The following is a 23,110-nucleotide window of genomic DNA, read 5'->3' as shown; positions in this document are numbered from 1 at the left end:
ATCAGCCGCGCTGCAGCAAATCGGCCACGCGCTGCTGCAGCAAACCGGGGCTGACCCCGGCAGCAGGTACCGGCTCGCCCACCTCCAGCCCCACGCGGTTGAACAGGCCGCGGCGCATGGGTTTGACCATGGCCACATTTTTGCCGCCGCGCAGCTCAATACGGCTGAAGTACGAACCCCAGAGGTTGGTCAGCGCCATGGGGACGATGGGCACATCCAGACCTTCAGCCTTGGCGTGTTCCAGAATCTTCATGATGCCGCCCTTGAAAGGCTGCAGCTCGCCATTGGAGGTGATACCGCCCTCTGGAAAGATGGCCAGCAAGTCCCCCTCTCGCAGCACCTCGGCAGCACGGGCAAACGCGGCTTCATAGGTCGCAGGGTCTTCCTTGTGCGGCGCAATAGGAATGGCCTTGGCCAGCTTGAACAACCAGCCCAGCACGGGCGCCTGAAAGATGCGGTGGTCCATCACAAAGTGAATGGGGCGCGGGCTGGCCGCCATGAGCAAGATGGCATCGACAAAACTCACATGGTTGCAGACCAGCAGGGCCGCGCCTTCACGCGGAATATTCTGCTCGCCGCGGACCTTGAAGCGATAGACAAAGTGCGTGATGACCCAGGCTACAAAGCGCAGCAGATATTCAGGCACCAGCAAGAACACATAGAGCGCCACGATGGCATTGGCAATGCCAGTCATCAGGAACACCTGCGGAATGGTGCAGCCCGCTGCCAGCAACCCACCTGCCAGCACGGCAGAGGCAATCATGAACAGCGCATTCAGGATGTTGTTGGCCGCAATGATGCGTGCACGGTGCGTGGGCAGGCTGCGCATCTGAATCAGCGCATACATGGGCACGCTGTAAATGCCGGCAGACAGTGCCAGCATGCCCAGGTCCACCATCACGCGCCAGTTTTTATGCTGGGCAAAAAAGGCACCAACCCCCATCAGTTCTGACGGCGGCAGCGCGCGGGTGGCAAAGTACAAATCAATGGCAAAAACGCTCATGCCAATGGCACCCAGCGGCACCAGACCAATCTCGACCTGACGGCGGCTGAAGACCTCGCACAGCAGCGAACCAATGCCAATACCTACCGAAAAAATCACCAGCAGCAGCGATGCGACATGCTCGTCGCCATGCAGCACTTCTTTGGCAAAGCTGGGGAACTGCGAGAGAAACACAGCGCCAAAGAACCACATCCAGCTGATGCCCAGCAGTGAACGAAACACCACCACATTGCCATGCGCCAGCTTGAGGTTGCGCCATGTCTCGGTTATGGGGTTCCAGTTGATGACCAAACCAGGATCGGTGGCCGGCGCATGAGGGATGAACTGCGCGCAGATGCGGCCCACCACGGCCAAGGCCACGCAGGCTATGGCCACCTGCATATGCCCCACTTCAGGCACGGCAATCAGCAAGCCACCAGCGACTTGCCCCAGCAAGATGGCGACGAAAGTGCCCATCTCCACCATGCCATTGCCGCCGGTCAGCTCACGGTCGTTCAGCACCTGGGGCAGATAGGCAAATTTGACGGGGCCAAACAGCGTGGAGTGCAGACCCATGAGAAACACGCACAGCAGTAGTACAGGCACATTCGCTTCGACAAAACCCCAGGCGGCGATCAGCATGATGCCGATCTCAAGGTTTTTGACGAGGCGGAACATGCGCGTCTTGTCCCACTTGTCGGTCAGCTGCCCCGAGGTAGCAGAGAACAGCAAGTACGGCAGCGTGAACAGCGCCCCAATCACCAGCCCCGCCATGGCGGGCGGCAGCCAGGAGACACTGAGCTGGTAGGTCACCATCACCGTGAAGGCGAACTTGAACAGATTGTCATTGCCCGCACCGGCAAACTGCGTCCAGAAAAACGGCGCAAAGCGGCGCTGGCCCAGCAAGGCAAACTGATTGGGGTGTGCCTGCGGGTCTGAGTGTTGATCTGCGGTGGCGGCCTGCTCACCGGTCGGCGTGGAATTCATGCATCTCTCCCTTTTGCGCTGCAGGCATTGTGCCTATTTGCTCAGATTTTTTTGTAGGTTTTATGCCGTAAGCGCTTGATGAACATGCGCAAGCCGCTATGAAAATCATTGTTTCAACGAATGCTCTCGCGCCACAGGTGCAAAGCACGCAGCACCGGCAGTGCCGCAGCTGCCGCCACCCAGTGCTTGAGGCTGTGGCCCGACACCCAGTTCGCCGTGACATCAAACACATCGCTGTCCGACACCTCCAGCAGCTTGGCCACGGCATAGAGCCCAATCACCCAGCCCAGCTCCACCGGCAGCGCATTGCGGCGCGGAGCCATAAAGGCCAGCCCAAAAATAATGAGCATGCCGCCCGCCTGCACCAGCACCCATGGCAAGAGATTACTGGTTTGCACCCAGACAGCCACACTGATGGGTGCTGCCAGCAGCATCAGCACCGCCGTTACGCGGGCGCTGATGTCGTCCATCCGGATCTGAACCGCCAGGCCCAGCAGACCCGCAAAGGCCACGCTCATACCCAGACGGTCCCAGACCAGCGTCGTGTTCTGCGGCGCCCAGTGATAAAGGGCAGAGCCTGCGCTAGAGCACAGCAGCCCCGCAAAAAACAGCGCACACAGGGCGCGAGCCGTGCCGTTCAGGCGCTGATAGTCGGCACGCCACAGCAGGGTAAAACCGGCCAGCCCTGCAGCCAGAAAGCCCAGATTACTCAGCACATTCGCCGCATGGGGCAGGCCCGCCAACCCGCGCTGATCGGCAAACGCGTGGTAATTCTCTGACTGCGCCATGCCGGGCATGAGCAGCGCCATCGTGAGCAAAAAGGCCATGCCGCCAAACAGCGCAAAGCGCTGCTCCAGCGAGCCTGAGGCTTCAGAGGCGGTGATCTCCACCACGGCGGCGGTTGAGGGGTGCAGGCGCATGGCGCGGCTCCTTGTTCGTGTTGACTGCCACGCAGTATGAAAATCAGCCACTCAAACAGCATCGATCTTCTACACTTGCCCTACACTGCTGCACCAGCAGTACTACCAATCGATACTATGAGCACGACTGCCGACCTCGTTACCGCCATCAAAAAGGAACTCAAGGCCGCCCAGATGACCTATGCCGATCTGGCCAAAGCCATTGATATGGCGGAGTCCAGCGTCAAGCGCATGCTGGCCAAGGGCGATATGCCGCTGTCGCGCATCGACGAAATCTGCCGCGCCCTGCATCTGGACTTTGCCGATCTGGCGCGCAGCGTGGCCGACAGCCGCCCGCTGCTGCAGAAAATCACCCGCGAGCAGGAAGTCGCCGTAGTGGCTGACCGCAAGCTGCTGCTTACCGCCATCTGCGTGCTCAGCCAGTGGACCCTGGAGCAGATCGTCGCCACCTACCGCATCAGCGAGCCCGAAGGCATTGGCTACCTAGCGCAGCTGGACCGCATTGGCATCATCGAGCTGCGCCCCGGCAACCGCTACAAGCTGCGCCTGGCCAAGACCTTCCGCTGGCAGACCAATGGCCCGGTGATGGACTTCTTCCGCGAGAACGCCGTGCTCGACTACTTTGGCGGCACGTTTGCGGGCGAAGACGAAACCATGCTGCTGGTGCACGGCTCCATCACCCCCGGTAACGCCCCCGCATTTGTGGAGCGCATACAGCGCATCGGTCAGGACTTCTCTCAGCAGCACCTGCAAGACCAGCGCCTTGGGCCCAACAAGCTGGATGGCTACACGCTGGTGCTGGGCATGCGCAAATGGGAGCTGCCCGCCTTTGCCACGCTGCGCCGCTAAGCAGCGGACGCAAAAACTACTGATTTCATAGCTACCAGCACTTACAAACAAAGCGCTGCAGGCCAATTGCATACAAACTTCACCGAGCAGACACACAAGATTGCAAGACTTCGCACAGTGGCAACCGACGGTTGACGCTGGCCTTCCATCATTGAGCCCAAGGGATGCCTGAACCGGCACCCCAACTACCCATGAAGGAGGCAAGCATGCTGTCAATTCGCACCACTGTTCAAACCATCCTCGGCGCCAGCGCAATGGCCCTGCTGGGTCTGGTCGGCACGGCACAGGCTCAGAGCCCTCACTGGGCTCCTGCCAGCCAGGGCTCTTATGTCAACGCGCAATTCAATGCACCGCCCGCTCCCCGGTATGAAGCCGTTCCCGCACCCCGCCGCGGTCATGTCTGGGCACCCGGTTACTGGGAACCACGCGGCCACCGCCATGTCTGGCGTGCAGGTCACTGGGTGCAGTCTCGCCCCGGCTATGTGTACCGTCAGCCCGCCTGGAACCATCACGGCAACCGCTGGGATTACCAGGGCAGCCGCTGGGACCGTGATGGCGACGGCGTGCCAAACCGCCACGACCGCAACCCCAACAACCCCCACCGCCGCTAAATTGACTCTGTCCCTCCTCTGCTGACGCCCCCGGATTCGAGTCATCTGGTATCAGCAGATTTCAGGCCTGTACCGTCTTGGTGCAGGCTTTTTTTCGTTTACCCACACAGGCTTCATGCCGCATAAGCATATACAAGCGAGGCATTAAACAGCATTCACAATAAGCGCATTCCATCGTTCATCTGGTCATCACTCACCATGCGCTTGCTGCCTCGCTCTTTTACTGGTTCCCGCGTTCTGGCAACCGCTGCCATCGCTGCCCTGATCCCTCTGGCCAGCCAAGCGGCAGACCACGGCGCAGCAAACTATCCACACCAGCCCATCACCATGATCATGGGCTTTAACGCCGGCTCGGGTGTGGACGTGATCGGCCGCGTGGCGCAAGAGCCGCTTGGCAAGCTGCTGGGCCAGCCCATCATCATTGACTACAAGACCGGCGCGGCCGGCAATATCGGCAGCGAGTACGTGGCCCGCGCCAAGCCAGATGGCTACACCATCTACTTCGGCACCGCCGCCACCCACGGCAGCAATGCATCGCTGTACAAAAAGCTGCCCTTTGATGTGGAAGCCGACTTTGTGCCCGTCGCCCCGCTGGTGGACGTGGCCAATGTGCTGACCATCAACCCCAATGTCATCAACGTCAAGAACCTCAAAGAGTTTGTTGACGAGATCAAGGCCAACCCCGGCAAGTACAACTACGCCTCCACCGGCAACGGCGCAGGCACGCATATGGCGTTTGCCGAGTTCAACTCGCGCCTGGGCCTGAACATGGTGCACGTGCCCTACAAGGGCGGCCCTGAAGCCATTACCTCCGTGCTGCGCGGCGAGACCTGCTGCATCATGAATCAGGTGCAGACCGTGTTGAGCCACTACAAGGCTGGCAAGGTGCGCCTGCTGGGCGTGACCACGGCCAAGCCCGTGGAAGCCGTCAAGGAAGTGCCCACCATTGCCGCCAGCGGTCTGCCCGGCACCAAGGGCTTTAACAGCTCCATCTGGTTCGGCATCTTTGCGCCCAAGGGCACAGACCCGGTCATCATCAAAAAGCTCAACCATGCCGTCAACGATGTGCTGAACCAGCCCGAAGTGCGCGAGCGCTTTGTCTCTCAGGGCAACACCATCCGCGAGGAAACGCCAGAACAGTTCAAGAAGACCGTGCACGACGACCGCATCAAGTGGGCCAAGGTGGTGAAGGACGCCAAAATAACGATCGATTGATTAACACCCCCTCTCTGCTCCGCAGAGGGGGACTGCACCTTCGCCGCGAGGCGGCTCTTGCTCGGTGCTCTGGCTTGTAGTGCGCCAGTTTTAAGCCGAAACAGTTTTAGGTACAGTTTGTTTCGGTGTTAAGTTCTTGGTATTCGTTTGATGCGCCTGCTGCCCCAAGCCGCAGGCGCTTTTGGGTTTTAGCTATGTCAATTTCTCCTTCTACGGCGACCTCCGCTGCGGGACTTGCAGCGCTGGAAGAACGCCTGCGCGATGATCTGCTCACGCTGGGCTGGCCTGCCAAGGCCTGGATTTCTCCCGCCACACGCAATGACCGCCCCGTGCATGACGTGATCGTCATTGGCGCAGGGCAAGCCGGGTTGGCTCTTAGCATGGCACTGCAGCAAGTCGGCATCAAGCCAGTGCTGCTGGACCAATCCCCGCTGGACTTTGAAGGCCCGTGGGCCACCACGGCGCGCATGGAGACGCTGCGCTCCCCCAAGGAGCTGACCGGCCCGGCCATGGGCATTCCATCCCTGTCCTTCCGCGCATGGTTCATCGCCCAGTTCGGCAGGGATGCATGGACGGCGCTGGACAAGATTCCCCGCCTACAGTGGATGGACTACCTGCGCTGGTACCGCCGCGTGACGAATGCCGATGTACGCAACGGCCACCAAGTCATCGCCGTGCGCCCGCAGGCCGATGGTGTGGTGGAAGTCGATGTCAAGGCCAACAACGTCGTCGCCACCTGGCAGGCCCGGCGTCTTGTGCTGGCCACAGGCCGCGATGGTCTGGGCGGCGCCACCATTCCCGCCTTTATGCAGGGTGTGGACAAAAAACTGTGGGCGCATTCATCCGACGAGATGGACTACGCCACGCTGGCCGGCAAGCATGTGGGCGTGGTGGGTGCCGGTGCATCGGCCATGGACAGTGCTGCGACGGCGCTTGAGAGCGGTGCCGCCAGCGTTGACATGCTGATTCGCCGCAGCCAGCTGCCGCAGATCAACAAATCCAAAGGCTCGGGCGTGCCCGGCCTGACCCACGGCCAGTACCTGCTGCCCGACGCGTGGAAATGGCGCATTCGCCACTACATCAACGCCCAGCAAGTGCCGCCGCCCCATGGCAGCACGCTGCGCGTATCGCGCCACAGCAATGCCTTCTTCAACTTGGGCAGCGCCGTACAAGGTGTTGAGCAAGTGGGCAGCAAGCTGCATGTGCAGACAAGCAGCGGTGTGTTTGTGCTGGACTTTCTCATCATCTCCACCGGCTTTGCCGTGGACTGGAAGCTGCGTCCCGAGTTTTCCGACATCGCCCCGCATGTGAAGCTGTGGAACAGCCGCTTCACCCCCGAAGCAGGGGACGAAGATGCCGAGCTGTCGGCCTCACCCGATCTGGGTGCGCTGTTCGAGTTTCAGGGCGATCTGCCCGGCCTCGATCACATTCACTGCTTCTGCTACCCCGCCGCACTCTCGCACGGCACGGTGTCTGGCGATATTCCCGCCATCAGCGATGGGGCGCGCAAGCTGGCCCAAGGCCTGGCCTCCGTCATCTACCGCGACGATATTGAGCAGCACTTTGCCAAGCTGCAAGCCTATGCAGAGCCCGAGCTGGACGGCACCGAATGGACTGCCGCCGACAGCGCCGCGCGCATTCGCCAACTTCAACAATAAAAGACCGCACATGACAGACACCACTACAGACACGATCGACCGTCTGGCTGGCCTTGCCGAAGGTAACCCCAGCTTCACCACCCGCCACGAACGCGAAAAAGTGGCTCTGGCCACACAGGCCTGCGAAGACCTGCTGCTGGGCAATCAGCTGGACAGCGCCCTGACCCAGGCCGAGCGTCTGGTGCTGGCCGCAGAGCAGGCCCGCGTCAGCGGCGTTGCCGCGCTGGAGGCCGACTACCGCGCCCGCGCCGAGGCGCTGAGCGATGCCATCACCCCCGAGCTGCGCACCATCCTCGACCAGCCAAGCGCCCAGACCGGCAACGCCCGCATGGATGCCATGCTGCACTTTGTGCGCACGCTGGCGCTGAACCCCGCCGAAAGCGATCAGGCCGCGCTGCTGGCCATTCCTGCCGCAGGCCTGTCACTCAACGACACCGTGCTGCTGGCTCAGCTGATTGGCTTTGTGGCCTATCAGGCCCGCCTGCTGGTCGGCGTCAAAGCCATGAGCGATATGGGTGGCGTGGCCGATACCCCGGCGGCCGAACCTGTGGCCACCGCACCGTTTGTGCACCCTGCCAATCTGCCGCCCCCCGGCGAGCCGCTGCGCCGCAACGGCTTTACCAGCGAAACGCTGGACTGGAAGGCCTGGCTGGAAGTACTCAACCCCGACACCGCCACGCCCGAGCAGCAGCATGTGCTGGAGGTCAGCCACCCCAAGGCCAAGACCATGGACTTTTACCTGGTGCTGGCCCGCCAGCCACAGGTGCTGCTGGAACGCTCACAGGCCTTTAACGCCATCATGTATGCGCCCGGCGGCCTGTCGCGTGCCGAACGTGAAGTGGCTGCAACTGCCGTGTCGCGATCCAACGGCTGCGTGTATTGCGCATCTGTCCACGCTCAGCGCTTTGAACAACTGGCCAAGCGCAATGATGTGATGGCTCAGATGTTTGACGACCCCGACACCGCAGGCACCAACGCCCGCGAGCGCGCCATCATTCAGTCCTCACTGGTGCTGACCCGTGCGCCCGGCAGCTTTGGTGTGCAGAACGTGCAGCCGCTGCGCGATGCGGGCCTGAGCGATCTGGAAATCCTGGACATGCTGCACTCGGCAGCGCTGTTTGGCTGGGCCAACCGCTTGATGCTGAACCTGGGCGTAGAGATTTACGTCTCCCCCTGAGCGGTTTTGCCGCTTCCCCTCTCTCTACGCGCTTCGCGCTACGGGAGGGGGACGACAGCCTCGCTGCGCGGCGGCGCTTGCTCGCTGTCCCTTGCTTGGAGTGCGCCAGTTTTTTAGCTGGCGCTTTCTTTTTTGATAGCTGCTTGCGCCTTTCAATCCTTGGATTGATGGCAAATATGCGCTGAAACTCTTTGAAATCAAGCGCTATGAGCTATCAAGTTCAAGGCTGCTTTCCGGTAAAGACCGTGAGCACTCCAGCCAGTTGATGCACACGCGCATCCATCAACTGCGCCTCTGTCACCAGGCCGATCAGCGGCACGGGGCCTAGTGCGTGGCGCAGCAGCTTCAGCTCGGCATCGTCGCCACCAAACAGCTCGCTTCCCCGGCCTTTGCTGCTCATGTAAATCGCGCCGCGAATGTACAGCGGCGCTTGCTGCTCGGTCACTGTTTCGGGGGCTGCATCGGCAAAATCGGGTTGCAGCGCATCTTTCAGGGCCGCGCCCATCTGCATCAGTTCATGGCGGGCCGCATGACTCTGGCGCTGGCAGAAGATCACCGTGTTATCCGGCTCTACCGATGCGGACAGCGCCACACCCTGACGCACCGGATCAAGTCCCACGATATGCAACACCTGCGCCTCATCGGTCAGCGCACCGCGCTCCAGCCCTCGCCCCAGCGGGGCAATAGCGGCCAGTGTCTTGCGCAGCTCTGACAACGCAGCCTGCCAGCCCCCGCCAGCGCTGGAGCTAGCTTCCACATCCAGCAACTGCAGCAAGCGCGGCAGGGCGGGTTCGCCCTCCAGCTCCAGCAGCATCGGGCCCCTGGCTTCGGTAATCTCGATTCCGGCACCCAGTGGTGCGCAGCCCTGCGCCATGCGCGAAAAGCAGCCCACATCGCTATCAAAAGCCACGCCAGAGAAGCCTGCATGAAAGACGCCTACCGCCGCTTCTGCACGCAGGCGCGGCAGGTCTTCAGCGCGGCAGGCGAACTGCACTCCATCCTCTGCACCCAATGCGCCAAAAAGATTGCCAGAGGTCGTGCGCTCAGACAGTTCAAGCAGCAGCTCGGCCAGATCGGTCTGGTCGATGCTGGAATGCACCAGCGCCGAATGCGCCTCAAACCCCGCCTCTGCGCCCAGCATGGCCAGCGGCGCCACGCCGGAGTAAACGCGGTAATGCGCGGCAGGCACATCCAGCAGCATGACAGCCAGCGATGAGTCCTCGGTGTATTCATGCTCCATGGCCAGCACCGCATGGCCCGAGCCACCCGCCCAGTCCGTGACCTGCGGCAACTCGCGTGCCAGCAGCGCCAGCAACTGCTGAGCGTGAGGCGCCAGCTTTTGCGAAACATAAGCCAGCCCCAGCCGGTAAGGCTGCTGCTTTTGCTGCGGCGACAGGCGCAGCAACTGGCCACGCAGCTGCTGCACGACTTGCTCTACGGCAGAGCGCCAGTTCGGGTCACTGGCATGACCGACGGGAAACAATGACATAAGCCCTCCTGTCCTTGCTGGCGTGGATGCGCGCTTGCACCACGATTTTCACCCCTCTTGCCCTCTAACGGGTCAAGACTTACGCGGTGATGCAGAGGCTTTAGCTGACGTTTTTTTGGCTGCAGGGCTCTTGGGTGCTGCTGCCTTGGTGGCGGTCTTTTTAGCCGCAGGAGCTGCGGCCGTTGTTTTGCGCGCTGCACTCTTGGGTGCCGGCTTTTTCGCAGCTGCTGCATCAGGCTTGGCGGCAGCCTCTGCCGCACCTGCGGAATCTGCTGCAGCGCCCGCGCCAAACTGGCTGGCCTGCGCCATTACCTTTTCCATGGCGGTCTTGGCAAAACCACTGGCTGCCTCGGTCGCGCGCTGTGCGGCGGCCATGGTCTGGGGCGCCACAGGCTCGGCCATGGCCTTGGCGGCGATCTGCTGAAACTGCTGCGTCAGCGCACCCCACCATTGCATGGCCTGACCAATGGCCGCCTGAGAGGCTTGTCCAGTCTGACCGCTGGCTGGCTCATCAGCGGTCTGTGCCTTTTGCTCATGTTGCGGTGCGGCCTGAGGTTCAGGTTCGGGCTGCGGCTCGACCTTGGGTGCGGGCTCAGGCTCCGTCTTGGCGCTACCGCCCCACATGGGCCAGCCGCCATGGCTGGTTGCGCTGGCAGCCTTCGCGGCTTCAGCAGCCGCCGCGCCCGGGAAGGGAAAGGACTTGGCCAGCTCGCTCATGCTGACGTTCATGTCCTTAAGGGTTGAAAGCGTCATGCGCTGTACTTCCAGCGCCTGAATGGTGGCATTGAGCGCACGGCCGTTTTGCTCCAGCCAGAACTGCACGGCTTTCAGCTCGGCAATGCGTTTGTCCACCTCTTCCACGCTCACAGTGGGGGCCACCCATTGCGGCACACGGCCCATGGGACTGGATGCAGTGCCAGCGCTTTGCGCCAGCCCCTGCAGAAAATCAAAGCCCGGAATGAACTTGCCAAAACCAAATGCCGATGCGTCGCCGCTCATAGTGCTCTCCACTGCAGGGATGGGTACCAATCTCCGTATCCAGACCTCTCTGGATACGGGACTAGCTTACTGCACTTGCACTGCTTGCTGCAAACAAAGGAGCAGGCCGCGCCCCAGTCCAGACATTAATGCTGATGGTCGCCATGCCCGGCGTGCGAATGCCCACCTGCACCCGCAGCACCGGCTGGTGCTGCCATGCGCACCGGCACCTGCAGGCTCAGGCGCGAGACAGCGCCCTTGGCATTTTTGAACACCAGCGTGATGGGCACTTGCGTATCTTTGACCAGCGGCGCCTTCAGCTGCTGCAGCATCAGGTGGTAGCCGCCGGGCTTGAGATCCACCGCCACGCCCTTGGGCAAATCCAGAGCCTCAATGGCACGCATGCGCATCACATCGCCGTCCATCTTCATCTCATGCACCTCGGCCACTGCGGCAGCAGGCGTTTCCACACCCACCAGCTTGAGCGGCTCTTGGGCCGTCAGGCGCATGAAGACACCCGAAGCCTGCTGCCCCTGCACGCTGGCGCGAGCCCAGACGTTGTCAGCCTTGACATGGGCTGCATCGGCATGGGCAAAGGCAGCCCCGGAAACCATCAACGAACCCACGAGGGAACCCAGAGCCAGCACGGTAAAACGACGCATATTCATGAAATCTTCTCCATTCAAATTCAAGATAAATCAGGCTGCAGCGCTTATCAATCAAGCGCTTGCAGCTATGGTTCTGAGAGTTTCAAACGGCGGTGCACGCACAGGTGGCAAAAGGCGAACAAAGACCCGGCTGACGGCTGGCGCCCACTGCGGCGCAGTCAAGCTCGCACCGAGCCAGCTCAGACGCTGCTGGTGCGCTGGCGGCGGGGCCAGCAGCGGCAGGCACAGCGCGCAATCGAGGCCATGCGGCAAGGCAGATGCTTCGTCGCTGGCAGGGCTGGGCACCCAGTGCGTGGAACCTACGGCGCTACATAGCGCCTCCCAGCCCGCTGGCGGCGTGGCTCTGGCAAACGGCGCCGCCACGCTGGTCAGCAGCACGCACAGCCAGGCCGCCAGTACCCAGCGAGTGAGCGGCCCCGCAGCGTTCTGCGGATGATGGAAGGTGCGCCAATGCATGCAGCGATTGTAGAAGCCGCCCCGGTATCCGCTTGGTGACGCTAGTCTGGCGGCACTTGCCTCTACCATGGGAGTTCCAACCACCTATTTCAGGAGACAAGCATGCTGACTCTCTGCGGCTTTTCGGCCAGCAACTACTACAACAAAGTCAAGCTGGCTTTGATGGAAAAGCAGATTCCCTTTGCCGAAGAACTGGCCTGGCTTGGCAAGACCAACCCCGCTGAATCGCCACTGGGCAAGGTGCCCTATCTGCGCACCCAGCATGGAGCTATCAGCGAATCCGAGGCCATCATTGAATATGTGGAGACACTGTCCTCCAACGTGCCGCTGATACCCGCAGACCCCTTTGCCGCAGCCAAGGTACGCGAGCTGTGCGTATACCTGAACCTGCACCTGGAACTGGTCGCCCGCAACCTCTACCCGCAGGCCTTCTTCGGAGGCAAGATCAGCGATGCCACGCGCGACAAGACGCTGGAACAGCTGAAAAAGAACATTGCCGGCTTTGCCCAGCTGGCCCGCTTTGATACGCCCTTTATCGCTGGCGACACCTTCAGCATTGCCGACTGCAGCGCCATCGTGCACCTGCCCCTCATCAGCAACGCCAGCAAGATCATGGGCGGCACCGACCTGCTGGCCGAGCTGCCCGTAGCCGACTATCTGGCCCGCATGAGCGAACGCCCCACGGTGCAAAAAGTCAACGCCGACCGCAAAGCCAACACGATCGAGCTGATGGAGCGCGTCAAGGCCCAGTCGGCACGCTGATTGCCGAGAATCTGAAGCAGGCAATGCTACGCTTACAAGCACTATGCAAAGCCTGTTTCATCTCGCCTATCACGTCACCGACCTGAACGAAGCCCGCAGCTTCTACGGCGGCATCCTCGGCTGCCGCGAAGGCCGCAGCACCGACACCTGGGTCGACTTCGACTTCTTCGGTCACCAGATCTCCCTGCACCTGGGCCAGCCCTTCGCCGTAGCCAACACCGGCAAGGTCGGCAACCATATGGTGCCCATGCCCCACCTGGGCGTGATCCTGCTCAAGCCCGACTGGCTGGCCCTGGCCGAACGCCTGAAGGCTGCCAACACCCCGTTCATTCTGGCGCCTCAGGTGCGCTTTGAGGGTGAGCCCGGCGAGCAGTGGACGATGTTTTTTACCGACCCCAGCGGCAATCCGATTGAGGTCAAGGGCTTTGCCAACTGGGAAGCGGTGTACGAGCACTGAGGTCATGTGCCAGCACAAACCTTCACTCAACCGCTGAAGCCCATGGCCGCTCCCCGCAAAGCACTTCCAGACATTGATCCGCAGCGCTGCACGGGCTGCGGCTGGTGCATAGGCGTGTGCCCGCCGCATGTGCTGTCGCTTCAGACTCAAACGCCTACCGGCTTCGGCCCCAAGCGCTCCACCCTGCACGATGCGCCCGGCTGCACAGGTTGCGCGCTGTGTGCCGTGCGCGGCCCGTTTGATGCCATTCAGATGGTGAAAATCGCCAAACTTTAGCGGGCAGAAAATGCTGGTGGCAGCTGGACCTGTCCTCGCCTTAATGGAAAGCAGCGCCCTCCAGAAACCCCAGCAATCCACTGCTGCGCTGCGTAGGGCTACCCATGGCCGAGCCCAGCAAGCCTGGCACTTCTGACCACAGCGAAAACGCCTTGCGCGCCCGCGTGATGCCGGTGTAGACCAGCTCGCGACTCAGCACGCTGCCGCCTTGCTTGGACAGCACCAGCGCCGTGTGTTCAAACTCCGAGCCCTGGCTTTTATGTACCGTCAGCGCAAACGCAGTTTCCACATGCGCCAGGCGTGCGGTGCTGACATGGTGCAGCTGGTCGCCCTGCAAAAAGTACACGCGCAACCGCGCCGGGTCAGCAAAGCTGGACAGCGCCATGCCAATGTCGCCGTTGAACACGCCCAGCTGCGCATCGTTGCGTGTCACCATCACTGGGCGGCCCATGTACCACTCGCCATCTTTGCGAATGGAGCCGCGTTGATGTAATAGCGCCTCTATGGCGCGGTTCAGGCCGGCCACGCCCCACTCACCCTCTCGCACAGCGCACAGCAGGCGATAGCGATCAAAAGCGGTCAGCACCGCCTTTACCCAATTCTGGTGCTCCGCTTCAGAAGCAAAATGCAGGCCCCGGCCCTGCGCCAGCACCTCGGTATACAGCGCATAGCTGGCAGCGTTGCCACGGCCTTGCACGGCGCTGCGCACCACTGCCTCCACCGATCCGCCTTCGCGCGCCCACAGCTCGGCGTTCAGGCCCGACTGGGTTTGCGCATTCAACAACGCCGAAGCACCGGGGGCATCGCCCGCATTCACGGCCAGTGCCAACTGGCCGATGGGGCCACCAAAACGGCGGCTTTCACGCAGCATGACGGTGTGCTGGGCCAGCGGCAGCGCCGCCGCGCGGGCCTTGAATGGTGCGGGCAGGACTTGGCCCGATACGCGTTCGGCATAGGCCAGCGTGTCTGCCGTGTAGTGGCCTTGCTGGGCATCGCGGCACAGGTCGCCCAGCACGGCTCCGGCCTCGACCGAGGCGAGCTGGTCTTTGTCCCCCAGCAAAATCAAGCGTGCCGTGGGCGGCAGGGCTTGCAGCAGCGCGGCCATCATCTCCAGATGGATCATGGATGCCTCATCGACGATGAGCACGTCCACATCCAGCGGGTTGCCCGCATGATGGGCAAAGCGCCGCGTATCGGGCCTAGCCCCCAGCAGAGAGTGCAGCGTGCGCGCTGCGCCCATGCGCTTGACCAACGCCTCCAGATTCAGGTCTTGGCCCACCGCGCCCTTCAGCTCCAACAGCGAACTGTCGATGGATTGCTTGAGCCGCGCCGCCGCCTTGCCCGTGGGCGCAGCCAGCGCCACACGCAGCTGCGCGGCATCGGGCGCGGTGGCAAACAGCAGCGCCAGCAAGCGGGCTGCGGTATAGGTTTTGCCCGTGCCCGGCCCGCCGGTGATGACGGACAGCCGCCCGCGCAACGCCAGCGCGCAGGCCAGCTTTTGCCAGTCCACCGCGTCAGCAGAAGCATGAAAAAGGCGGTTCAGCCAGTTGCTCACCAGCGGCTCGTTCACTTCGGTGCCAGCCGTTGCCGTGCGCTGGGCGATGTGCGCCGCCACATTGCGTTCGTAATCCCAGTAGCGGCGCAGATAGAGCAGCGGCGCCGGGCCATCGAGCAATACCAGCGGCTGGCCTTGATCCTCGGACGGTTCACCCTGCATCACCACGCGCACCACCGGGCTGCGGCGCAGGGCCTGTAACCAGTCATTCAGCTTGGAGGGCAGTTGCTCCCACAGTGATAGCTGCACAGGCATAGCCTCTTTGGGCCATCCCAGGATTTCATTGGGATTGTGCGCCAGCGCCTGCAGCGGCAGGCAGCTGTGGCCCCGCCCTTCCATCTGCGCCAGCACGGCAGTGGCGATCAGCAGCGCAGGTTCGGCGTCGGTATCTTGCTCGGCCACAAAGGCGGCCAAGGCGCTGTCCAGCCGGCGCAGCAGGCCGGCATCGGCCAAGCGCTCAAGCGCAGCCAGCAGTCCGGCGGTCGTCAGGGTGATCGTGTCGCCGTCTTCGGGGGCGGTCGTAAATCCAGTGATAGGTGTGGCGGTTGCAAACAAGTCCAGCGTTTGCAGATCGGCTTTGCGGCGGCCCTTCATGGCTGCACCTCCTCGGGGTGTTGGGCCTCGTCACTGAGCAACGCGTTCAGGCCGTCGAGCAGCGCCAGCGGCGGTGCCAGCACATGCATGCCGGCGGCTTCGCCATCCAGCCCACGCATGAAAAAATAGAGCGCGCCGCCCAGCTGCTGGGCGGGGTCGTAGCCATCACCCAAACGGCTTTGCAGCAGGCGGTGCAGCGCCAGCAAATAGAGCGCGGCCTGCACGTCGTAGCGGTGCTCCAGCATGGCGCGGGCCAGTGCGTCGGGCGCATAGGCCGCACCGTCGTTGCCCAGGTGGTTAGTTTTGTAATCCAGTACCCAGTAGCGCCCACCGTGGCTGAAGACCAGGTCGGCAAAGCCCATCAGCATGCCGTGCAGCTCACGCTCAGGCAAGGTGGGGCGCGGCTGGCCCGGCAAGATGTACTGGCGGCACAGGGCATCAATGCGCTGGGCAGACAGGCGCTGCGCGGGCAGCCAAAACTCCATCTCGGGCAGCAAGGCGTCGCCCTGCCCCAGTTCGGCTAGCGATACGCCAATGGGCGCCAGAGGCTGGTGCACCGCAGCGCGCAGCCACTGCAAAGTGTCTGCCGCCTGCTCTTTGCGGCCCGCTCGTTCGCAGCGGCGCAGCAGGCGCGCGGCCAAGGGTTCGCTGGCCTCGGGGTCCTCCTCGGCTTGCAGTGCAAAGTCTTCGCCCGCCAGCCATTCCATCTGGTCGTGCAGAAAATTGCCCACCACGGGGCCACGCATAAAACGGTGCCACACGGCTGCATCGCTGCGGGCTCCAGCGGTCAAAGGCATAGCTGTGATGGCGCTCAAATCCAGCGCACCGTCGCCTGCGTTATCGGCCTGCAAGGCGCGCTCATCTTCGGCCGGGTTTTGTGCGGCCACGGGCAACACCGGCAAGCTGGGCGCAGCCATGGCGCGCGTCAGCGACGAAAAGCTGCCAATGCCCCAGCGGCGGTCAAACTGTGCGTCGTACAAAGGGGCATCGACCAATGCAGGTAATGCCTGCGCGGGCACATAGCGGGTGGGCACGGGCAGATCGGCTGGCAAATCGACCACCGCAATGTGCGGGCAGCTGTCGCTTAACTGCTGCACGCTGGCCCGCCAGCCTGCGATGGATTGTGAAGCACCACCCGCAAGCAGGTAGCCCGCTGCGCCCTGTTCGTTCACACAACTCTTGCTGCTACCGCGCTTCATGGGCGCCAGCCCCATCCACAGCGCATGGCGCGGGCGGGTCAGCGCCACATACAGCAGGCGCAGGTCTTCCCGCAGGCGCTCCTTGTCGGCCTGCGCCAGCTGCGCGCTGTCGTAGTCCAGCACCAGGTCACGCGCTGGAGCGCCGTCCACCAGCACGGGCAGCGACAGGTAAGCCGCCTTACCATCCACAGGTCGAAAGCTGCCCCCAAACGGCAGGCAGACCACCGGATATTCCAGTCCCTTGCTCTTGTGCACGGTGACGACCTTGACCAGATCGGCGTCCGATTCAAGCCTCACAATTTGCGCATCGCCCGTTGCGCCCGGCGTTTCGATCTGCGTGGCCAGCCAGCGGATCAGCGCTTGCTCTCCCTCCAGCTGGGCGCTGGCGCTTTGCAGCAGCTCGGCCAGGTGCAGGTAGTTGGTCAGGCGGCGCTCGCCGCCCATGCCCTGCAGCCAGCGCGCGGGCAATTCAAACCGGTACAGCGTCTGGCGCAGCATGGCCAGCACACCCAGCCGCAGCCAGAGGCTGTGCAGCTCTTTCAACTGCTCGCTGCGCGCATCAAAAGCTTCGTCATCGCTGGCGAGCCATGCCAGCTCATCAAACGACAAGCCCATCATTGGCGTTGCAAGACCAGCGCGGGCGGCCAGGCCGTCCAGCGGCGTGGCCACGGCACGCAACCACAGCAACAAGTCCTGCGCTTCGTCGCTGGCAAACACCGAATCCTGATCGGACAGATAGACCGACGCCACATTGCGCCTGGCCAGTGCGCGGCGCATGGCGGCAGCTTCTTTGCCGGTGCGCACCAGCACGGCAATATCGGCCGGGCGCATGGGCTGCAGCGGCTGACCGTCTTCGGCAAAGCCCGTGCCTTCGTCCATCAGCCACTGCACGATCTGGCTGGCGCAAAACTCCGCCCCACGGCGGCGGATGTCGTCGTTGCTGAGTGCGGCTCTGGGTTCCTCGGCGCCTTCATCCCACGCCACCGTCAACGCGGCCATGGGCTGGCTGCCTTGCATCAGCCGCTCTTTGCGGCCATTGGCTTTGACGGGCTCGAACGGCAGCGGATTGCTCTGCCCGGCGCAGAACATGAAGGCACCTTCGCCATCCCGCTCTTCGGCCTGCACAAACCACTGGTTGACGGCATCGACCAGCGCCTGTGTAGAGCGGAAGTTGGTGTCCAGAACATAGTGCCGGCCTTCGGTCGCCGTGCGGGCCTGCAGGTAGCTGTAAATGTCCGCACCGCGAAAACCATAGATGGATTGCTTGGGGTCACCAATCAGCAGCAAGGCGCTTTCCTGGCTGTTGTCTGCCGTCTGATAAATCTGATCAAACAAGCGGTATTGCAGCGGCGAAGTGTCTTGAAATTCGTCAATCAATGCCACCGGATACTGGGCCAGAATGCTGGCGCGCAAGGCCGGGCCGTTGTCGCCTGCCAGCGCGGCATCCAGCCGCTGCAGCATGTCGGCAAAGCCAAAGGTACCGGCCTGGCGCTTGAGCCACAGCAGGCGTTGCTGCACATGGACTGCTGCATGCAGGCGCAGCGTCACGCTGGTGGCAGGCAAGGAATCCAGCGCTTGCAGCAACTGCGCCAGCTCCGCAAATTCGGTGGGCAGCAGCAAGTCCATGGTCGAGCCTTTGAAGGCCTCGGCCATGCCTTCGGGGCACAGGCGCTTGCGGGCGGAATCGCTCAACTCCAACGGCTGGTTCAGCGGGTCTTGTGCCCACGCGGTAATGCGGGCGAACCAGTCTGTGTAGTAACGCGCTTGCAGCTTGCGCTTGTCCCACAGCGCACCGCGGCCATCCATCTCTGCTTCCACCCAGTGCAGCAGGCGCTCTGCCTTGCCCACCCAGCCATCGGCTAAGCCTTGCAACGTCTGCGTCCGCTGTGCTTGCGCCTGCTCAATGCAGTCAGCCAGTGAGCCCGCACCTGCAGCAGCTGGCACGGTTTCGCGCAGCAGCGCCTGCATGTCTTTGACCAGCGCGTGCACGTCGGGCCAGACGTTCAGCGCAGCTTCCAGCACCTCGCCAGACAGCGGGTAGCACTGCTGGCGCCAGTAGTCCTGCGCGGCCTCGGTCTGGCGCTGACTTTCATCGGCCTCCAGCGCTTCATCAAACAGGTTGCCGCTGTCAAAAGCGTGTTCGCGCAGCATGCGCTGGCACCAGGCGTCGATGGTGTGAATGGCTGCATCGTCCATGCACTGCGCAGCCATGTCGAGTCGCCATGCGGCGGTGTCGCGCGCCTTGCCTTCGGGGTAGGCATCGCGCAGGTTACGCAAGAAGCTATCGTGCACAGCCGGTTCGGCCTCGCCACGAAAACACTGCACGGCCTCAATCAAGCGGGCACGAATACGGTCTGACAGCTCACGCGTGGCGGCGCGCGTGAAGGTCATGACCAGAATATCGGGCGGCATCAGCGGTCGGGTAAAGCCTTCTGCTTCACCATGACCCAGCACCAACCGCAAGTAGAGCGCTGCAATGGTCCAGGTCTTGCCCGTGCCCGCACTCGCCTCGATCAAGCGCGAGCCCCAAAGCGGGAAGTGCAACGGTTGCAGCACATGGCCGCTCGATTGATGGGCGCTCATGCCTGCTCTCCTTCGTGTTCGGTCGTAGTGACGGCAGGCAGGGCCTCGGTTTGCACTTGACTGGCCAGCCAGTCATGCAGAGGGCCATAAACAGCCTTGGCCAGCCCATGGAAGCGCAAATCCTCCGTCAGCGCTTCCCAGCCCTGGTAGCAGCGCGCCCAGCTGGGGTCTTCGCGTTCACCCGTCACCATGTAGCCGCCTTCATAGGCTTGCGTGGCGGCCAGCAAGTCATCCTTGCCTGCCGCCATCGCGCTTTTCAAAGGCAGTGGCAGTGGGGCGTTCTGCCCCTCCAGCCACAAGGCCATCAGCGCCAGCAAGCGGGTGCGGGCTTCTTCGGCCTCCAGCGGCTGCACCCAGACAATGGTGTCGCGTGCCACCACGCCCATCAGCGTGTCTTGACCGGTGGCGGACAGCGCCAGGCTGCGCACATACACGGGCAGAAGCTTGGCGGCCTGCAACTCGCCCTTGCGGTTGAGCAAAGTACGTGGTTCCAGCGCCAGCCAGCAGCGGGCAAAGCGGTCGCCCTGATCGCCTGCCGCATCCTCGCCCCGCTCTTGCAGGCCATCGATCCAGTCATCCAGCAACAGTCCGCCTTGCTCCAGCCGCAAACGCTGGCGCGGTGCGGCCTGCGGCCACTGTTGCATTTGCGCCTGCCAGGCCAGCAGCGAGGGCGTGGTCTGCGCCTGCAAGGCCTCGGCCTCACGCACACCCAGCCCAGCCAACGGCAGCGCGCCTGCACGGGCCAGGCGCTGCACCTGGCTGTGCACTTGCGCGCTCACATCGACCTGCGTGCTTTGGGCCAGCTGCGTGCGCACGCCTTGCTGCAATTGCTGAATCAGGCCGTATGCAGTCAGCCCGTCGACGGTGAACAGCTCGTCGTCGTCCACCACTTCGTCTTCTTGCTCAAAGCGCACCAACAGGCGATTGCGCAAAAAGCTGCGTGCAGGGTTGCGCAAAAAATCGGTCAGGCGCGCCAGCGTCAACGGTACTTCGGGATCGGGCTCGAACGCAGGCACGGCGGGCACGGCCTGCACTTCGCTCTGCGCATAGGCTCCATACCATTCGCGAGCGAAGGTCGAGAGACCCGAGGCTTGCTCAAAATAACGACGACTGAAGGGCTGCAGCGGGTGCTGCTGCGTGCGCTGGGCGAGCAGGCTGCCACCACCCTCGCCTTGCCAGCCCTGCGCCAGATAGTCGCGCAGCTGCGAGACCAGCACCGAAGGCGGCTGCACGCTGTTGTCGCGCACATGGCGGCCCGCCCAGCTGATGTAGAGCCTGCAGCGCGCGGAGAGCAACGCATCCAGCATCAGCTGGCGGTCATCATCGCGGCGCGCGCGGTCGCCGGGGCGTTGCTGGCCCGGTTGCGCCATCAGGTCAAAGTCCACGCGCGTGGCACGGCGCGGGTAGTCCCCGTCGTTCATGCCCAGCAAGCAGACCACCTCAAACGGAATAGCGCGCATGGGCATCAGCGTGCAAAAGGTCACACCACCGGCACGAAAACGCTGGTTGAGCGCTGGCTCAGACAGCGCTTGCAGCCAGGCTTCTTGCGCCACTTCCAGCGGAATATCGGCATCAAACCCGGCTTGCTCGCAGGCGCTCTGCCAGCTGACCAGAGCCGCATCCAGTGCGGACACCAGCGCCTGGTCTTCATCGGTCTGCGCCACAAAAAAATCGTCCAGCAGCGCACGAAAGCGCTGCGCCCACACATCCGGCGCTGCGGCAACGCCCGCCGCTTGCCACCACTGCAGCATGCGCGCCAGCAAGCTGGCCAGTGAGCCCGCCAAATCGGCCGTCAGGCCACCCACTTCGTCATACGGCTCCATGCCCGCAAAGGTCTGCACGCCGGCCTCGCCGTCGACGCCCACCGCCGGGCCGCTGGCGTAGCCCAGCAGCATGCGGCGCAAACCAAACCAGGCGCTGTTCGGGTCTCCACAAGCGGCCAGACCCAGCTGCGCACGCTGTGCATGGTTGAGCCCCCAGCGAATGCCCGCACCTGCCATCCAGTGCGTGAGCTGGGGCAAATCATTGGCGTCCAGCCCCACCCGCGCCGCCACGGCGGGTACGTCCAGCAAGTCACACAGCTCGCTCAAGCGGCAGCGCTGCTGCGGCAGCTTCAGCAGCCATTGCAGCGCCGTCACCAGCGGGCTGCTGGCGCGCGCACCCACGTCGGCAATATCGAAGGGGATATGACGCGCATCGTGACGGCCATACTGGCCAAACACAGCGCGGATAGCGGGTGCTGCCTCTTCAATGGCTGGCAGCATCACCACGACTTCGCGCGGTGCCAGCGCCGCCTGACCCGGCGCTGCAGGCTGAGCCAGCCAGTGCAGCAACTGGTCGTGCAGTACTTCCAGCTCGCGCACCAGGCCATGGGTCTGGTGGAAGACGATGGACTGGTCGTCTGCCGCAATCTGCAATGGCGGATGCTCCGACATGGGGACCAGGTCACGAATGCGCTGCTGCACCTGCACCAGCAGCGGCGCATCCGCCAGATCGCTGGCATCGGCCTCGTCATACACATCCACGCGCGGCCAGTTCCATTGCACAGCGGTGTCGCTGGTGGTGTCGAAGGCATCCAGCTGGCGCACGTAATCGCGGCTCTGGCGGCCCCAGGCAGCCAGCAGCGGGTGGGCGTGGGCGTGCATGGCTTCAAGTGGAATCTGCGCCAGGTCCTGCCCACCTTTGTTGACATGGCGGCGACGCTGCTGACGCAGCAGCTCACGCCCATCGATCGCATCGGCCCAGTGAAAACGGCAGGGGTTGGGCACGGCAATCAGCACCTGACTGTGTTGGGCAATGCCGCTCAAAAATTGCATCAGCGACAGCGGCATCTGACTCATACCAAACACCACCACGCGGCGCGCCAGCGGCGTCACCGGCGGCTGGCCGCTTTGCAGCGCAGCCAGAATGCGTGCCAGCAAGGCGGGGCGGGTGGCTGCGCGCTCTGTGTCATTCAGCTCGGCCAGCACCTTGCGCCACAGCAAGGGCTGCCACAACTGCCCTTCGGGCACCGGTACATCGGGGCGACCAGGGGTGCGCAGTACGTTGTCTCCTTGCTCCCAGGCGGCCAGCCAGTCAGCGCGGTAGATCTGGTACTGGTCAAACAAGTCGGCCAGTTTTTCGGCCAACTGCAGCAGACGCTGCGGCTCACCAGGGCGCAGAAAATTGGCAATGGGGGTGAATTCAGCCTCTTCCAGACACAGCGGCAGCAGGCGCATCAGCCGCCAGATCATGGGCGTCTTGTCCAGCGGCGATTCACGGGGCACCTCGTGCTTGCCCAGAATCTGCCGGTAGCTACGCCACACAAAACGCGCGGGCAGTTCCACCTGCGCGGCTGCGCACACGCCTTGCTCTTCGGCCATGCGCATCTTGAACCACTCGGCCATGCCGTTGCTCTGCACCAGCACGATTTCGGGCTCTAGCGCCTGCAGCGGGTGGGCAGCCAGCCAGGCCATGACCGTGTCAGCCAGCGCCTCGGTTTGATTGCCGTGCAGGGCGATCAGGCCCGGCTGCCAGTGACTTGGCGCTATTGATTGCTGCTGTGCTGCCACACACGCTCCTGTGCTTGTCTGTGCCGATGAAGCTGCAAGCTTAACGGCTGCCGACTGATGGGAGGCGTCACTGATTCGCTATCAAAAGAAAAGCTGCTCGCACCTGTCAGCTCTTGAGTACACAGCGAATATCCTAAAAATAC

At 63.0% G+C, this 23,110-nt stretch carries 17 protein-coding genes; 8 read left to right on the top strand and 9 right to left on the bottom strand.

Features of this window, described 5'->3' with window-relative positions; translation table 11 throughout:
* Position 1: 1 nt before the first annotated feature.
* Together RSF91_RS08275 and RSF91_RS08270 are read right to left on the bottom strand one after the other, a co-directional pair.
* On the bottom strand, positions 2-1,969 hold the full coding sequence (locus RSF91_RS08275; protein WP_332567968.1) for an MFS transporter: 1,968 nt from the start codon (positions 1,967-1,969) through the stop codon (positions 2-4).
* A 113-nt stretch (positions 1,970-2,082) separates the two neighbouring features.
* Positions 2,083-2,889, bottom strand: a complete 807-nt coding sequence (locus tag RSF91_RS08270; RefSeq protein WP_332567967.1) for a hypothetical protein — start codon at positions 2,887-2,889, stop codon at positions 2,083-2,085.
* A 117-nt stretch (positions 2,890-3,006) separates the two neighbouring features.
* Between RSF91_RS08270 and RSF91_RS08265 the strand changes: the two genes are divergently transcribed.
* The 5 genes from RSF91_RS08265 to RSF91_RS08245 all read left to right on the top strand — a co-directional run bounded on the left by RSF91_RS08265 (position 3,007) and on the right by RSF91_RS08245 (position 8,399).
* Positions 3,007-3,738: a helix-turn-helix domain-containing protein gene (locus RSF91_RS08265; RefSeq protein WP_332567966.1), complete on the top strand. Its 732-nt coding sequence runs from the start codon at positions 3,007-3,009 to the stop codon at positions 3,736-3,738.
* A gap of 206 nt (positions 3,739-3,944) precedes the next feature.
* Positions 3,945-4,349 (top strand): YXWGXW repeat-containing protein, encoded by a 405-nt coding sequence (locus tag RSF91_RS08260; RefSeq protein WP_332567965.1) that lies wholly within the window; start codon positions 3,945-3,947, stop codon positions 4,347-4,349.
* A 198-nt stretch (positions 4,350-4,547) separates the two neighbouring features.
* A complete protein-coding gene (locus RSF91_RS08255; protein ID WP_332567964.1) occupies positions 4,548-5,564 on the top strand; it encodes a Bug family tripartite tricarboxylate transporter substrate binding protein in 1,017 nt (338 codons plus the stop codon).
* A gap of 194 nt (positions 5,565-5,758) precedes the next feature.
* Positions 5,759-7,222, top strand: coding sequence for an NAD(P)-binding domain-containing protein (locus RSF91_RS08250; protein ID WP_332567963.1), 1,464 nt, complete (start codon positions 5,759-5,761; stop codon positions 7,220-7,222).
* A gap of 10 nt (positions 7,223-7,232) precedes the next feature.
* Positions 7,233-8,399 carry a CMD domain-containing protein gene (locus RSF91_RS08245; protein ID WP_332567962.1) on the top strand — a complete coding sequence of 389 codons (1,167 nt, stop codon included), beginning with the start codon at positions 7,233-7,235 and terminating at the stop codon, positions 8,397-8,399.
* Positions 8,400-8,619: 220 nt separating this feature from the next.
* On the opposite strand, the gene RSF91_RS08240 is transcribed toward RSF91_RS08245, so the two are convergent.
* The 4 genes from RSF91_RS08240 to RSF91_RS08225 form a co-directional block, all read right to left on the bottom strand.
* The gene (locus RSF91_RS08240) at positions 8,620-9,888 is read right to left on the bottom strand and encodes an FIST signal transduction protein (RefSeq protein ID WP_332567961.1); all 1,269 of its coding nucleotides are present in this window, start codon (positions 9,886-9,888) and stop codon (positions 8,620-8,622) included.
* Positions 9,889-9,960: 72 nt separating this feature from the next.
* Positions 9,961-10,887, bottom strand: coding sequence for a PhaM family polyhydroxyalkanoate granule multifunctional regulatory protein (locus tag RSF91_RS08235; RefSeq protein ID WP_332567960.1), 927 nt, complete (start codon positions 10,885-10,887; stop codon positions 9,961-9,963).
* Between the two features lie 125 nt (positions 10,888-11,012).
* Positions 11,013-11,534 (bottom strand): copper chaperone PCu(A)C, encoded by a 522-nt coding sequence (locus tag RSF91_RS08230; RefSeq protein ID WP_332567959.1) that lies wholly within the window; start codon positions 11,532-11,534, stop codon positions 11,013-11,015.
* A gap of 51 nt (positions 11,535-11,585) precedes the next feature.
* Positions 11,586-11,990: a hypothetical protein gene (locus RSF91_RS08225; RefSeq protein ID WP_332567958.1), complete on the bottom strand. Its 405-nt coding sequence runs from the start codon at positions 11,988-11,990 to the stop codon at positions 11,586-11,588.
* A 102-nt stretch (positions 11,991-12,092) separates the two neighbouring features.
* Between RSF91_RS08225 and RSF91_RS08220 the strand changes: the two genes are divergently transcribed.
* Genes RSF91_RS08220 through RSF91_RS08210 form a run of 3 tightly spaced genes read left to right on the top strand, consistent with a single transcriptional unit; the run spans position 12,093 to position 13,485 of the window.
* Positions 12,093-12,752: a glutathione S-transferase gene (locus tag RSF91_RS08220; RefSeq protein WP_332567957.1), complete on the top strand. Its 660-nt coding sequence runs from the start codon at positions 12,093-12,095 to the stop codon at positions 12,750-12,752.
* A 43-nt stretch (positions 12,753-12,795) separates the two neighbouring features.
* On the top strand, positions 12,796-13,209 hold the full coding sequence (locus tag RSF91_RS08215; RefSeq protein WP_332567956.1) for a VOC family protein: 414 nt from the start codon (positions 12,796-12,798) through the stop codon (positions 13,207-13,209).
* 42 nt (positions 13,210-13,251) lie between these two features.
* Positions 13,252-13,485: an ATP-binding protein gene (locus tag RSF91_RS08210; protein ID WP_332567955.1), complete on the top strand. Its 234-nt coding sequence runs from the start codon at positions 13,252-13,254 to the stop codon at positions 13,483-13,485.
* A gap of 40 nt (positions 13,486-13,525) precedes the next feature.
* Here RSF91_RS08210 and recD read toward each other — a convergent pair whose 3' ends face one another.
* The 3 genes from recD to recC are packed head-to-tail and all read right to left on the bottom strand — an operon-like array spanning position 13,526 to position 22,967.
* Positions 13,526-15,634, bottom strand: coding sequence for an exodeoxyribonuclease V subunit alpha (recD, locus tag RSF91_RS08205; protein ID WP_332567954.1), 2,109 nt, complete (start codon positions 15,632-15,634; stop codon positions 13,526-13,528).
* Positions 15,631-19,416 (bottom strand): exodeoxyribonuclease V subunit beta, encoded by a 3,786-nt coding sequence (gene recB, locus RSF91_RS08200; RefSeq protein ID WP_332567953.1) that lies wholly within the window; start codon positions 19,414-19,416, stop codon positions 15,631-15,633. Before recB ends, recD begins: the two co-directional genes overlap by 4 nt.
* Positions 19,413-22,967 carry an exodeoxyribonuclease V subunit gamma gene (gene recC, locus RSF91_RS08195; RefSeq protein WP_332567952.1) on the bottom strand — a complete coding sequence of 1,185 codons (3,555 nt, stop codon included), beginning with the start codon at positions 22,965-22,967 and terminating at the stop codon, positions 19,413-19,415. Before recC ends, recB begins: the two co-directional genes overlap by 4 nt.
* Positions 22,968-23,110: the final 143 nt, after the last annotated feature.

The sequence above is a fragment of the Comamonas sp. genome (assembly GCF_036643215.1).
Classification (GTDB): Bacteria; Pseudomonadota; Gammaproteobacteria; order Burkholderiales; family Burkholderiaceae_C; genus Comamonas.
Note: the sequence above shows the minus strand (reverse complement) of the source record. Positions and strands in the feature narration are given on the sequence as shown.

Coding starts and splice junctions, on each gene's coding strand:
- RSF91_RS08220 (WP_332567957.1), top strand. CDS start 12,093: ATGCTGACTCTCTGCGGCTTTTCGGCCAGCAACTACTACAACAAAGTC.
- RSF91_RS08245 (WP_332567962.1), top strand. CDS start 7,233: ATGACAGACACCACTACAGACACGATCGACCGTCTGGCTGGCCTTGCC.
- RSF91_RS08225 (WP_332567958.1), bottom strand. CDS start 11,990: ATGCATTGGCGCACCTTCCATCATCCGCAGAACGCTGCGGGGCCGCTC.
- RSF91_RS08255 (WP_332567964.1), top strand. CDS start 4,548: ATGCGCTTGCTGCCTCGCTCTTTTACTGGTTCCCGCGTTCTGGCAACC.
- RSF91_RS08235 (WP_332567960.1), bottom strand. CDS start 10,887: ATGAGCGGCGACGCATCGGCATTTGGTTTTGGCAAGTTCATTCCGGGC.
- RSF91_RS08215 (WP_332567956.1), top strand. CDS start 12,796: ATGCAAAGCCTGTTTCATCTCGCCTATCACGTCACCGACCTGAACGAA.
- RSF91_RS08240 (WP_332567961.1), bottom strand. CDS start 9,888: ATGTCATTGTTTCCCGTCGGTCATGCCAGTGACCCGAACTGGCGCTCT.
- recB (WP_332567953.1), bottom strand. CDS start 19,416: ATGAGCGCCCATCAATCGAGCGGCCATGTGCTGCAACCGTTGCACTTC.
- RSF91_RS08250 (WP_332567963.1), top strand. CDS start 5,759: ATGTCAATTTCTCCTTCTACGGCGACCTCCGCTGCGGGACTTGCAGCG.
- RSF91_RS08275 (WP_332567968.1), bottom strand. CDS start 1,969: ATGAATTCCACGCCGACCGGTGAGCAGGCCGCCACCGCAGATCAACAC.
- RSF91_RS08230 (WP_332567959.1), bottom strand. CDS start 11,534: ATGAATATGCGTCGTTTTACCGTGCTGGCTCTGGGTTCCCTCGTGGGT.
- RSF91_RS08265 (WP_332567966.1), top strand. CDS start 3,007: ATGAGCACGACTGCCGACCTCGTTACCGCCATCAAAAAGGAACTCAAG.
- recD (WP_332567954.1), bottom strand. CDS start 15,634: ATGAAGGGCCGCCGCAAAGCCGATCTGCAAACGCTGGACTTGTTTGCA.
- RSF91_RS08210 (WP_332567955.1), top strand. CDS start 13,252: ATGGCCGCTCCCCGCAAAGCACTTCCAGACATTGATCCGCAGCGCTGC.
- RSF91_RS08260 (WP_332567965.1), top strand. CDS start 3,945: ATGCTGTCAATTCGCACCACTGTTCAAACCATCCTCGGCGCCAGCGCA.
- RSF91_RS08270 (WP_332567967.1), bottom strand. CDS start 2,889: ATGCGCCTGCACCCCTCAACCGCCGCCGTGGTGGAGATCACCGCCTCT.